General features: G+C 58.6%; 11 protein-coding genes. 4 read left to right on the forward strand and 7 right to left on the reverse strand.

The annotated features are described in order from the left end of the window. The first annotated feature begins 32 nt into the window (after window positions 1-32). The gene (gene yjgA, locus KFZ77_RS17050) at window positions 33-584 is read left to right on the forward strand and encodes a ribosome biogenesis factor YjgA (protein WP_031521646.1); all 552 of its coding nucleotides are present in this window, start codon (window positions 33-35) and stop codon (window positions 582-584) included. 49 nt (window positions 585-633) lie between these two features. Here yjgA and mpl read toward each other — a convergent pair whose 3' ends face one another. Next, window positions 634-2,016: a UDP-N-acetylmuramate:L-alanyl-gamma-D-glutamyl-meso-diaminopimelate ligase gene (gene mpl, locus KFZ77_RS17055; RefSeq protein WP_031521645.1), complete on the reverse strand. Its 1,383-nt coding sequence runs from the start codon at window positions 2,014-2,016 to the stop codon at window positions 634-636. 252 nt (window positions 2,017-2,268) lie between these two features. Here mpl and fbp point away from each other — a divergent pair, with 252 nt between their 5' ends. After that, window positions 2,269-3,267: a class 1 fructose-bisphosphatase gene (gene fbp, locus KFZ77_RS17060; protein WP_031521642.1), complete on the forward strand. Its 999-nt coding sequence runs from the start codon at window positions 2,269-2,271 to the stop codon at window positions 3,265-3,267. Between the two features lie 47 nt (window positions 3,268-3,314). On the opposite strand, the gene KFZ77_RS17065 is transcribed toward fbp, so the two are convergent. The 5 genes from KFZ77_RS17065 to ytfQ all read right to left on the reverse strand — a co-directional run bounded on the left by KFZ77_RS17065 (window position 3,315) and on the right by ytfQ (window position 9,579). Next, entirely contained in the window at window positions 3,315-4,880 is a 1,566-nt protein-coding gene (locus KFZ77_RS17065; protein ID WP_031521641.1) for a methyl-accepting chemotaxis protein, read from the reverse strand. A gap of 100 nt (window positions 4,881-4,980) precedes the next feature. Further along, a complete protein-coding gene (gene yjfF, locus KFZ77_RS17070) occupies window positions 4,981-5,982 on the reverse strand; it encodes a galactofuranose ABC transporter, permease protein YjfF (RefSeq protein ID WP_031521639.1) in 1,002 nt (333 codons plus the stop codon). Then, complete coding sequence (gene ytfT, locus KFZ77_RS17075; protein WP_152548378.1) at window positions 5,969-6,994, reverse strand: galactofuranose ABC transporter, ATP-binding protein YtfT; 1,026 nt, start codon at window positions 6,992-6,994, stop codon at window positions 5,969-5,971. The genes yjfF and ytfT overlap by 14 nt, the downstream gene beginning before the upstream one ends. A gap of 10 nt (window positions 6,995-7,004) precedes the next feature. After that, a complete protein-coding gene (ytfR, locus tag KFZ77_RS17080) occupies window positions 7,005-8,507 on the reverse strand; it encodes a galactofuranose ABC transporter, ATP-binding protein YtfR (protein WP_264384880.1) in 1,503 nt (500 codons plus the stop codon). 115 nt (window positions 8,508-8,622) lie between these two features. Further along, entirely contained in the window at window positions 8,623-9,579 is a 957-nt protein-coding gene (gene ytfQ / locus KFZ77_RS17085) for a galactofuranose ABC transporter, galactofuranose-binding protein YtfQ (RefSeq protein WP_031521634.1), read from the reverse strand. Between the two features lie 401 nt (window positions 9,580-9,980). Here ytfQ and ppa point away from each other — a divergent pair, with 401 nt between their 5' ends. Both ppa and KFZ77_RS17095 read left to right on the forward strand, forming a co-directional pair. Then, window positions 9,981-10,511, forward strand: a complete 531-nt coding sequence (gene ppa, locus KFZ77_RS17090) for an inorganic diphosphatase (protein ID WP_024550899.1) — start codon at window positions 9,981-9,983, stop codon at window positions 10,509-10,511. 229 nt (window positions 10,512-10,740) lie between these two features. Beyond that, complete coding sequence (locus tag KFZ77_RS17095; protein WP_264384881.1) at window positions 10,741-12,330, forward strand: methyl-accepting chemotaxis protein; 1,590 nt, start codon at window positions 10,741-10,743, stop codon at window positions 12,328-12,330. Between the two features lie 86 nt (window positions 12,331-12,416). On the opposite strand, the gene KFZ77_RS17100 is transcribed toward KFZ77_RS17095, so the two are convergent. Then, entirely contained in the window at window positions 12,417-12,758 is a 342-nt protein-coding gene (locus tag KFZ77_RS17100) for a gamma-glutamylcyclotransferase family protein (protein ID WP_035891124.1), read from the reverse strand.

Below are 12,758 nucleotides of genomic sequence, written 5' to 3' on the forward strand. Positions count from 1 at the left end.
TAGTATTAGCCTCTTTTTTAAGGAGCCTGAGAATGACTAAGCAGCCCGATGACTGGCTCGATGAAGTCCCTGATAATGAAAACGAAGACGACGATGATGAAATTATCTGGGTCAGTAAAAGCGAAATTAAGCGCGACGCCGAAGAGCTGAAACGCCTCGGCGCCGAGATGGTTGAGCTGGGCAAAAACGCCCTGGATAAAATTCCGCTGGATGACGATCTGCGTGCCGCCATTGAGCTGGCGCAGCGCATCAAGAAAGAAGGCCGCCGCCGCCAGATGCAGCTGATTGGCAAAATGCTGCGCCAGCGCGACGTGGAGCCGATTCGTCAGGCGCTCGACAAACTGAAAAACCGCCACAACCAGCAGGTTGCGCTGTTCCATAAGTTAGAGCAGCTGCGGGATCGCCTGATTGAGAACGGCGATGACGCGGTGCCGGAAGTGCTGAACCTGTGGCCGCAGGCGGATCGCCAGCAGCTGCGTTCGCTTATCCGCAACGCCAAAAAAGAGAAAGAGGGCAATAAGCCGCCCAAATCCTCGCGCCTCATCTTCCAGTACCTGCGCGAACTGGCCGAAGGTCAGCAGTAACGCAAAAAAAACGCCTCTCATTGAGAGGCGTTTTTCATTTCCGGCGGGCTTAAAACCGGTCGTTAGCTGCGTCGGCTTTTTTTGCCAGCGCGTCGAGCAGCTTCTGATGAATGCCGCCGAATCCGCCGTTGCTCATCACCAGAATGTGGTCACCCGGCTGCGCGGCTTTGGTGATCATCTCCACCAGCGTGTCGATGTCGGCACTCCAGTGCGCCGGCTGAATGCAGGCTTCCGCCACTTCCGCCACCTGCCACGGAATATGCTGCGGCTGCAGCAGGAACACTTCATCGGCGCGGCCCAGCGACGGGGCGAGATCGTTCTTGCTGATGCCCATCTTCATGGTGTTGGAGCGCGGCTCCAGCACGGCGAGAATACGCGCGGTACCGCCCACTTTGCCGCGCAGCGCGGCCAGGGTAGCCAGAATTGCGGTCGGGTGATGGGCGAAATCGTCATACACGCACACGCCATCCGCTTCGCCACGCAGCTCCAGACGACGACGGGCATTGATGAACGAGCCCAGCGCCTGCGCTGCGTCCGCCGGGGTGATACCGATATGGCGTGCCGCCGCGATAGCCATCAGGCCGTTCTGCATGTTGTGCTCGCCCACCAGCGACCAGTTGACCTGGCCGACGCACTCGCCCGCCAGCCACACTTCCCAGGAGGCCGCGTCGTTGGTCAGCTTTTTCGCCTGCCACATACCCTGCTCGCCGGTCAGCTCCTGCTCACTCCAGCAACCCATCGCCAGCGTCTGCTTCAGGTTGATGTCGTTCTCCGGGGAGATGATACGCCCCTGCCCCGGCACGATACGCACCAGGTGATGGAACTGCTTCTGGATCGCTTTCAGATCGTCAAAGATATCCGCGTGGTCAAACTCAAGGTTGTTGAGGATCAGGGTGCGCGGCGCGTAGTGCACAAACTTGGAACGCTTGTCGAAGAAGGCGCAGTCGTATTCGTCGGCTTCAATCACGAAGAACGGCGTGTCGCCAAGACGCGCAGAGACGTCGAAGTTCCCCGGTACGCCGCCGATCACAAAGCCCGGTGCCATGCCGCAGGATTCCAGAATCCAGGTGAGCATGCCGGCGGTGGTGGTCTTGCCGTGGGTACCGGCAACGGCCAGCACCCAGCGGTCGCGCAGCACGAAGTCATGCAGCCACTGCGGCCCGGACAGATACGGAATGCCCTGCTCCAGCACCGCTTCGACGCACGGATTGCCACGCGTCATGGCGTTGCCGATGATCACCAGATCCGGGCGCGGCTCAAGCTGGCTCGGATCGTAGCCCTGAATTAACTCGATGCCCTCTTTTTCAAGCAGGGTGCTCATCGGGGGATAAACATTGGCATCCGAGCCCGTTACCTCGTGGCCAAGCGAACGGGCCAGTACGGCCAGGCCGCCCATGAAGGTGCCACAAATCCCCAATATGTGAATGCGCATACGTCACGATCCTTTATATGTGCCTGTCCCATCAGGCGCTGCTATTGCTGCCCGCCAGTGATACAGCGGAGGAAAAAGGCCTGATGGGACAGGCGCGAAGTTCGGCGCACATTCTAACGCCTCGTTTGCAGGGGATAAATGCATTTCAGGATAATCCGCATTTTGCTGGCGCGATTCACCTGTGCGCTACTATTCGATAGTTTGTTACTATCACGGCATCGCTTTACTCAATCTCAGAGCAGGGAAAGTGTTATGAAAACGTTAGGTGAATTTATTGTTGAGAAGCAGCATGAGTTCTCGCACGCCACCGGGGAACTGACCGCGCTGCTGTCGGCAATAAAGCTCGGTGCGAAAATTATCCATCGCGACATTAACAAAGCCGGTCTGGTGGATATTCTTGGTGCCAGCGGCGCTGAAAACGTCCAGGGCGAAGTGCAGCAGAAACTCGATCTGTTCGCTAATGAGAAGCTGAAATCGGCGCTGCGCGCCCGTGATATCGTCGCCGGTATCGCTTCTGAAGAAGAAGATGAAATCGTGGTGTTCGACGGCTGTGAACACGCGAAATACGTGGTACTGATGGACCCGCTGGACGGCTCGTCCAACATCGACGTTAACGTATCGGTAGGCACGATTTTCTCCATCTACCGCCGCGTCACGCCGGTCGGAACCCCGGTCACCATGGAGGACTTCCTCCAGCCGGGCAACAAGCAGGTTGCCGCCGGTTATGTGGTGTACGGATCGTCCACCATGCTGGTCTATACCACCGGCTGTGGCGTCCATGCCTTTACCTACGACCCGTCACTGGGCGTGTTCTGCCTGAGCCAGGAGCGCATGCGCTTCCCGGAACGCGGTAATACCTACTCCATCAACGAAGGGAACTACATCCGTTTCCCGCTGGGTGTGAAAAAATACCTGAAATACTGCCAGGAAGAGGATAAAGCCACGCAGCGCCCGTACACCACGCGCTACATCGGCTCACTGGTGGCTGACTTCCACCGCAACCTGCTGAAAGGCGGCATCTACCTCTACCCGAGCACCGCCAGCCACCCGGAAGGGAAACTGCGTCTGCTGTACGAGTGCAACCCGATGGCGTTCCTGGCTGAACAGGCCGGCGGCAAGGCGAGCGACGGCAAAGAGCGTATTCTGGATATCCAGCCGGAAAGCCTGCACCAGCGCCGTCCGTTCTTTGTCGGCAACGAGCACATGGTGAATGACGTCGAGCGTCTGATACACGACTACCCGGACGCGTAAGCTTCGCCGGAAAAAAACAAAGGGCAGCCGAGGCTGCCCTTTTGCATTTACGCCTGAGGCTGCAACCGGAAAGAAGCCATCGCTTCGGTCAGCTGCTGAGACTGCTCCTCCAGCGAGCGCGTGGCCGCGGACGACTCCTCCACCAGCGCGGCATTCTGCTGGGCTGATTCATCCATCTGGCTGACGGCGATATTTACCTGTTCAATACCGCGACTCTGTTCGTGCGAGGCGCTGGCGATCTCTTTCATCAGACGCGTCACGCGCATTATCTCGGCGGCGATATCATCCATCGTCTCTCCGGCCTGCTGCGCCAGCTCGCGCCCTTCCCCGACGTGGGTCCGGGAGTCGCTGATCAGCGTGCGGATCTCTTTCGCGGCTTCACCGCTGCGGCTGGCGAGGTTGCGCACTTCGGTCGCCACGACCGCGAAACCACGCCCCTGCTCGCCGGCACGCGCCGCTTCCACCGAGGCGTTGAGCGCCAGAATGTTGGTCTGGAAAGCGATACCGTCAATTACGCCGAGAATGTCAGCGATACGATCGGAGCTGGTGGCGATGTCGCGCATTTTCTCGATGACGTAGCACACCATTTCGCTGCCGTGATCGGCGGTGTCAGAGACCGCCTGCGCCAGCTTGTGCGCCTGCTCGGCGTTCTCTGCGTTCTGCTTCACGGTAGCGGTGATCTGCTCCATGCTGGCGGCAGTTTGCTCCAGCGAGGTGGCGGTGGACTCGGTACGCTGAGAGAGGTTCAGGTTACCGGCGGTCAGCTCGCGACTGCCGGTATCAATCTGTGAGCTGGCATCGCGCACGCGCTGCACCGACTCGCGCAGCGCCTGGCGCATGGTTTCGATGGCGTGCGCCAGCCGACCCAGTTCGTTATCGCTGGCGGGTGGCAGCTCGCGGCTAAGATCCCCCGCCGCGACGTATTCCAGCTGCGCTATCGACTGTTCAAGCGGCTTCAACAACAGGTGGCGCAGCGCCAGCCACACCAGCACGATGATGCCCGCAGTCAACGCCGCAGCGATGATCATCAGCGTCAGCACCACGTTTTTCTGGGTGGCAACCGCAGCTACTTCCGCTTTACCCCGCGCGTCGCCCCAGGCCTTGAAAGCCTGCATGGCGTTGTTGAAATCCCGGGCCACCGGGATCAGGCCGTTTTCCAGCAGGTCATAATATTGATCCGGACTCTGGGCGTGCAGCGCCGCCAGCATCGGCGTGATGCCGTTGCTGTCATAAGCGCTGAACGCTTTCGCCAGGCTGGCGACCAGCCGCTGCCCCTCTTCATCATCGACCGGGGTGGCGATAACGGCTTTCAGCTGCGCCCTGGCCTTAACCACTTCATTTTCGATGGCTTTAGTGGCGGCCGCCGCATCGTCGAGCATGCCGACTTCCATCTGGCGTACCGCCTGCCCGGCTTCGTTGCGGGCGCGCAGCATCAGGGTATAGCCATCGCTGAGCTGCACCATCTGCTCACCCTGGAGATGATTGATACGTTGCAGCGCGTTGGAGCTTTGTGTGAGGGAGTAAATACCGATACCACTAACTACTAACAGCAGCAGCGTCATAACTGCCAGCAGGGACAACAAACCAGTACGAACAGACAGATTTTTCAGCATGTGACGTTTCCCGGTCATCGCGATAGCGTGTGAAATGGTCAGAAAATCGTTATCGGCAATAACCGGGGAAATATTAGGTATTTCTTTCCATAACAAAAACTTATGGAAGGCGCGGGGCGACGTTAACCCGCGTTACGGCGGCATTCTGGCGGTTTTCCCACAGCACTGTCAGACCCCGTTGCAACGCAATAAAAATGAACAGCAGCAGGCCAATGGCGATTTTGGTCCACCACGAACTGAGCGTGCCGTCAAAGTTGATATAGGTCTGGATCAGCCCCTGAATTGCCACGCCAAACAGCGTGCCCAGTACCGTTCCCACCCCGCCGGAAAGCAGCGTACCGCCGATGACCACCGAAGCGATGGCGTCCAGCTCCACCCCGACGCCAGCCAGCGCGTAACCTGCCTGGGTATAGATGGAGAAGACAATGCCGGCCAGCGTCGCCAGCCCGGTGGAGAGCATATAGATGCGGATCGTGGTGCTGCGGGTGGAAATCCCCATCAGGTTCGCCGAGGTGGCGTTACCACCGATGGCGTACACCTGATTGCCAAAGCGGGTGCGATGGGCGAGGAAGATACCGAGTACCACCACGCCCAGCATCAGCAGCCCCATCGCACTCAGGCGTCCGCCGCCGGGGATCTTCCACGCCAGGCTGGAAAGAGTATCGTAGATGGGGTGATCGATGGGGATCGACTCCTCCGACACCAGATAACTGACGCCGCGCAGAAAGAACATGCCGGCGAGGGTGATGATAAACGCCGGAATTTTCAGCGCATCGATCAGCAGCCCCATAAAGGCACCGAAGGCGCAGCCCATCGCCAGCACCAGCGGGAACGCCACCAGCGGCGACAGACCCCAGTAGCCGATGGCTTTAGCAAGGAATACCCCGGTAAAGGCGATCACCGACCCGACCGAGAGATCGATACCGCCGGAGAGGATCACAAAGGTCATACCGACGGCAATAATGCCGAGAAAGGCGTTATCAGTCAGGATATTGCAGATCACTCTCGTCGAGGCGAAACCGGGGAACTGCGTCAGGCAGTAGAGATACCCCAGCACGAACACCGCGAGGGTAATCATCAGCGGCAGGTTACGTTTTATCATGGCGTCGTGCTCCCTTAATCAGCGTAATAAAGCGCGGCGACTGGACAATCAGCACGCAGAGCACCACCACCGCTTTCACTACCTGGTTCAGCTCCGGCGGGAAGCCGGACAGCAGAATCCCGGTATTCATGCCCTGAATAATCAGCGCCCCGACAACCGACAGCGCCAGGTTAAAGCGCCCACCCATCAGCGACGCGCCGCCAATCACCACCGCGAGGATGGCGTCCAGCTCCAGCCACAACCCGGCGTTGTTGGCATCCGCCCCGCGAATATCGGCGGCGACGATAATCCCGGCGATGGCGGCGCACAGACCGCTCAGCACGTAGCTCAGCATCACTACGATGCGGGTGTTTACCCCGGCGTTTTTCGCGGCGCGGATGTTGATGCCCACCGCTTCGATAAACATGCCGAGCGCGGTTTTGCGGGTCAGCACCCAGAACAGGATGAGCGTGACCAGGGCGATGGTGACCGGCGTCGGGAACAGCAGCAGCGAGCCGCTGCCGAGCCAGGAGAGCGACGGCGAGTTGAAGGTCACGATCTGACCGGAGGTGATGAGCTGCGCCACGCCACGCCCGGCAACCATCAGGATCAGCGTGGCGACAAACGGCTGGATTTTGAGAATGGCGACCAGCACGCCGTTCCACAATCCGCACAGCACGCCGGCACCAAGCGCGGCGAGGATCACTACCGCCAGGCTATGGCCTTCAACAGTGAGCGTTGCCGCTGTGGCGCCAGCAATGGCGATGATCGCCCCGACGGAGAGATCGATGCCGCCGGTGGCGATCACCAGCGTCATGCCGATGGCGAGCAGCGCGACCGGTGCGGCACGGTTAAGAATATCGATCGGGCTGCCGAACAGGCGGCCATCCTGCAACAGGATCTGGAAAAAATGCGGGGCGACGAGGCTGTCCACCAGCAGGATCAGCGCCAGCGCTGCCAGCTGTGGGACACCCGGCGGCCAGCGGAAGCGGCGTTCAGCTCGCCCGGTTTGAGGCAGGGAACGGGGCATCACGTCTCTCTCCTTACGCCGCAATGGCATTCATGATGGCCGGGACCGACAGCTCGCTGAGCGGGATCTCCGCCACGTGCTTGCGGTCGCGCAGAATAATGACCCGGTCGGCGTAACCCACCAGCTCCTCCAGTTCAGACGAGATGACCAGCAGCGCCAGACCATCAGCGCACAGGGTTTCAATCAGGCGAATAATTTCGGCGTGAGCGCCCACATCGATGCCGCGCGTGGGTTCATCAAGGATCAGGAACTGCGGGCGCGTCAGCAGCCAGCGCGACAGCAGCACCTTCTGCTGATTGCCGCCGGAGAGAAACTCCACCGGCTGTTCGGCGCTCGGGGTGCGAATGCCTAACTGGCGGATAAAACGCTCGGCGATCTGATTCTGCTCCCGGCGCGGGATGGGCCGCAGCCAGCCACGCTGGGCCTGCAGCGCCAGGATGATGTTCTCGCGTACCGATGCGGCAGCGATGATGCCATCGGTTTTGCGATCTTCCGGACAAAAGCCGATCCCGACCCGGGAGGCGATGGCCGGCGATCGCAGCGTGCGCGGGCTACCCTTGATCAATGCGCTGCCGCTGTCGGCAGGCCGGATACCGAAGATCACTTCGGCGGTTTCGGTGCGGCCGGAACCCAGCAGGCCGGCGAGGCCGACGATCTCACCGGGGCGAACCTCAAGATCGAACGGGGTAATCACGCCTTTCTTGCCGAAATCCTTAAATGCCGCCACCGGTTTCTCACTCAGCAAGGTGCGCCCGGCGCGCTGCAGCGCGTTGGTTTCCAGCTCGCGGCCCAGCATCATTTTGACCAGCTCGATCTGCGGCAGATCGGCGGTGTCGCGCGTGCCGACAAACTGCCCGTTGCGCAGGATGGTAATGCGGTCAGTGACCTCATACACCTGATCGAGGAAGTGGGTGACGAAGATCAGACTGACGCCCTGATCCCGCAGCTGACGCATCAGGGTAAACAGCATCTCAACCTCTTTGGCATCGAGGCTGGCGGTGGGTTCGTCGAGGATCAGCACCTTCGCTGAGAGATCGATGGCGCGGCAGATGGCGACGATCTGCTGCATCGCCACGGAAAAACGGTTCAGCGGCTCGCGCACATCAAGGGCAAAGCCATAGGACGCCATCAGCGCCGTGGCGCGTTTTTCCATCTCTTTACGTTGCAGAAAGCCGAAGCGCCGTGGCTCCCGGCCAATAAACAGGTTATCCGCCACCGACATATTCGGCAGCAGGTTCACTTCCTGATAGACGGTGCCGATACCCAGTTGCTGGGCATGGGCGGTATTTTTAGGTGCAATGGGCTGGCCTTCCAGCCAGACGGTCCCGCCATCCGGCTGATAAACGCCGGTCAGGGATTTAATCAGCGTCGATTTTCCGGCACCGTTTTCCCCCAGCAGCGCCATGATTTCGCCGCGCCGCAGGCTGAAGTCCACCCGATCGAGCGCCTTCACGCCGGGAAAGGTTTTACTTAATCCTTCGGTGCGCAAAATTTCCTGATATTTGTCATGGGGCATGGCCACCTCCTCACTGCCTGCATGCTGCCAACAGCGTGGATGCGCTAACGCTTATCCACCCATGTAGCCTGAATGTCGGGATGGATAAGCGCAGCGCACCCGCCGCCACGCGGGATCAGTACCCCATGTTTTTCTTCTTCTCTAACTCTTCTTTTGCCGTATCCGGCAAGTAGAGCGTCGATTTGGTCATGGTCATTTTTTCAGGCTCGGTGCCGTCTTTTTTGAATTTTTCCAGCGCATCGAACGCCGGCCCGGCCATGTTTGGCGTCAGCTCCACGCTGGCGTTGGCTTCGCCGTCAATCATGGCTTTGAAGATGTCCGGCACGCCGTCGATGGATCCGGTGAGAATATCTTTGCCCGGTTTCAGGCCGGCCTCTTTGATGGCCTGAATTGCGCCAATCGCCATGTCGTCGTTATGGGCATAGACCATGCAGATGTTTTTGCCGTTGTTCTCAGCCTTGATAAAGCTTTCCATCACCTCTTTGCCTTTAGAGCGGGTAAAGTCGCCGGACTGAGAGCGGATGATTTTGATGTTGGAGGCGTTGCTGATGGCTTCCGCGAAGCCTTTCTTGCGGTCGATGGCCACGCTGGCACCCACCGTACCCTGCAGCTCCACCACGTTACACGGCTTGCCGTTTACGGTTTTGATCAGCCACTCACCGATAAGCTTCCCTTCCAGCACGTTGTCTGCGGTTACGGTGGTCATGTAGAGCGATTTATCTTTCACATCAATGGTGCGGTCGAGCAGGAAAACCGGGATTTCAGCGTCTTTCGCTTCTTCAAGCACCGGTTGCCAGCCAGTCGCCACCACCGGTGCGATGAAGATGGCATCCACGCCCTGAGCGATGAACGAACGCACCGCTTTGATCTGATTTTCCTGTTTCTGCTGCCCATCGGCGATTTTCAGCGTGATGCCGCGCTTTTCAGCTTCGCTTTTGGCAACGTTAGTTTCCGCTGCGCGCCAGCCCGATTCGGAGCCAACCTGAGAGAATCCCACGGTTAACGGAGCGGCCATCGCGAAAGACGACATCGCCGCCGACACTGCTGTGACAAGAAGTAAGCGCTTCCACATATTTTTATCCTCGTAGGGTAGTGTGAGTGACGACTTCACCTGCGGGATGACTATAGACAACGTGCTATGTAACTGAATGCGTTACATCACAAATCGAAAAAGTAACGAAAATGTTAAAGTCAGGTATAGCGCGGCATGACGGCGAACAAGCGCAGTGGCGCGCCTGGCCCGCTATCTCACTGATGAGGAAAAAGTTATAGCGATATGCACAAAAAAACGCGCTTTGTAAGCGGTTACAAGAATTTATAAATGATGCGGCTGTGATTATGGACAAATCACTCCGAATAACGTTCTGAAAAACAGGCAGCGAGCCGCACGGGGGTAAAAACAACCTGAGACAATTAGCCGCAGTTAGCTATAATACCCGGCACTTGTTTGCCATACATTTTAAGGAAACAGACATGAGCCTTCTCAACGTTCCGGCGGGTAAAGATCTGCCAGAAGATATCTACGTTGTTATCGAAATCCCTGCCAACGCAGATCCAATCAAATACGAAATCGACAAAGACACCGGTGCGCTGTTTGTTGACCGTTTCATGTCCACCGCGATGTTCTATCCGTGCAACTACGGTTACATCAACAACACCCTGTCTCTGGATGGCGACCCGGTTGACGTCCTGGTCCCGACCCCGTACCCGCTGCAGCCGGGTTCTGTTATCCGCTGCCGTCCGGTTGGCGTGCTGAAAATGACTGACGAAGCGGGCGAAGACGCCAAGCTGGTTGCCGTTCCGCACACCAAGCTGAGCAAAGAATACGATCACATCAAAGACGTGAACGACCTGCCGGAACTGCTGAAAGCGCAGATCGGCCACTTCTTCGAGCACTACAAAGATCTCGAAAAAGGCAAATGGGTTAAAGTTGAAGGCTGGGCCGACGCCGCTGCTGCGAAAGCAGAGATCGTTGCCTCCTTCGAGCGTGCTGCGAAGAAGTAATTCTTACGCTAACGCAAAAAGCACCGCCTTCGGGCGGTGTTTTTGTTTGTGCTGTCATATTATTGTCATATAACTGCAATAAAACCCTGATATCACGACATATCACCGCCAGATCCTGTATTTAAACGTAAATTTCCCGCCGTTTTTATAAAGTCTTATACTTAATTTCCGATAACATCGGCTTAAGCCCCGGTTAAGTCGGGTTTGATGTTCACCTCGGAAATCATCTATGAAACTCAATCATCTCACCATCGGACAGCGCCTCGGCTTGCTGGCTACCCTGCTGCTGCTCGCTACGCTGTTCATTGGCCTGCGCGGCATCACCATTAACGCCGACAGCCTGGCGCAGAGCAATGACACCATGCGTACCCAGATGCTGATCGCGCAGAGTATCGATACCGCCAGAAATGCGCAGGTGCAGTTCAAAATCCAGGTTCAGGAGTGGAAGAACACGCTGCTGCGCGGCACCCAGGGGGAGGACGCGTTCACGAAGTATCACACCGCCTTTGTGGCGCAGAGCGAGAAAACCCAGGCGCTGCTTGCGCAGCTGATCACGCTGCTGCCGCAGCTCGGTATGGACACCGATACCGCGCAGCAGACCCGCACGCTGCATGCTCAGCTGGAGCGGGAATACAGTGCGGCGCTGAAGCAATACGTGCCAGGTGATATCAACAGCCCGCAGCACGTGGATAAACTGGTGACCGGTATCGACCGCCAGCCGACGAAGATGATCGACGATCTGGTAGCGGCCACCCTCGCCCATGCCGCGCAGCTGCACCAGCAGATTGACGCCCGCAACCTGGCGCAGTTTGAGAAAACGCGGCTGATGCTGCTTATCGCGATGGGGCTGACGCTGGTTGTCGGGGCGCTGATCACCCTGTGGCTGATCCGCAGCATTACCCGTCCGCTGGCCCAGGCGGTAAACATCGCCCGTACCGTTGCCGCCGGCGATCTGCAGGCCGATATTCCGGTGGTTGGGCGTGACGAAACCGCCGAGCTGATGCGCGCGCTGCGCGAGATGAACCATAACCTGACCGACATCGTCTACGGCGTGCGCGAAGGCACCGAAACCATCGCCACGGCGTCGGCACAAATCGCGCAGGGCAGCCGCGAACTGTCATCACGCAATGAGGCGCAGGCCAGCGCGCTGGAGCAGACGGCGGCCTCGATGGAAGAGCTGACCTCGGTAGTGAAGAACAATGCTGATAACTCGCGCCACGCCAGCACGCTGGCGCGCAATGCTTGCGACGTCGCGGGCCAGGGCGGCGATGCGGTAGAGAAAGTCGTCCACACCATGAGCGAGATCCATCAGTTCTCCACCGAAATCAACAGCATCATCAGCGTGATCGACAGCATCGCCTTCCAGACCAACATTCTGGCGCTTAACGCTGCGGTGGAAGCCGCGCGCGCTGGCACCGAAGGGCGCGGTTTCGCCGTGGTCGCCGCCGAAGTTCGTGCCCTGGCGCAGCGCTCGGCCTCGGCCGCGCAGGATATTCGCGTGCTGATTGACCGCTCGGTATCACGTATCGCCGATGGTAATCAGCTGGTGAAAGAGGCGGGAGATGCGATGGACGAGATCCTGCAGCGCGTGAAGCAGGTGAGCGAACTTATCGACACCATCTCAATGGCGAGCCATGAACAGAGCACGGGTATCGACCAGGTGAATGTGGCCGTGACGCACATGGATGCCGCTACCCAGCAAAACGCCACGCTGTCTCAGGAGTCGTCCAGCGCAGCGCAGTCGATGCACAGCCAGGCGGAGCGTCTGCTGGCGTCGGTTAGCGTGTTTAAACTGCGCGGTGCGGTCGACCACGCCTGATGCGTTACGCGTTAAAAAGCGCATAACCACAGCGCTCAGCAGCCCCAAAAAAACAACGCCACCCGAAGGTGGCGTTGTGCGTTTTATTACGGGGTTCTGTCTAACCAGTTCCCGCTTTCTATTCTTGTGCGTCCAGCGACCGAATGTTGGTACACGTACATCCATGCACTTCCATACGGCGTCTGAATCAGCTGACGCTTATATTCACCGCGTGCGGTGCGCAGGGCATCAAGCTCAGCGAGGGTGCTGGCATCGATTCGATACACTTCGCCTTTTACGCTACCTTCGCCAGGTACCGCGCCCGGATAGTGGCCCAGGCTAAAAAGCTGATAGTTATCGACGTCGAAGTCCCCCAGCCACTGGGCGTTGGTCATCCAGTGGCTGTTGCCTTGTTTGCGTCGTAAACTGCCGTAGACAAATATTCGCAT

Source organism: Siccibacter colletis (genome assembly GCF_025914095.1).
Classification (GTDB): domain Bacteria; phylum Pseudomonadota; class Gammaproteobacteria; order Enterobacterales; family Enterobacteriaceae; genus Siccibacter; species Siccibacter colletis.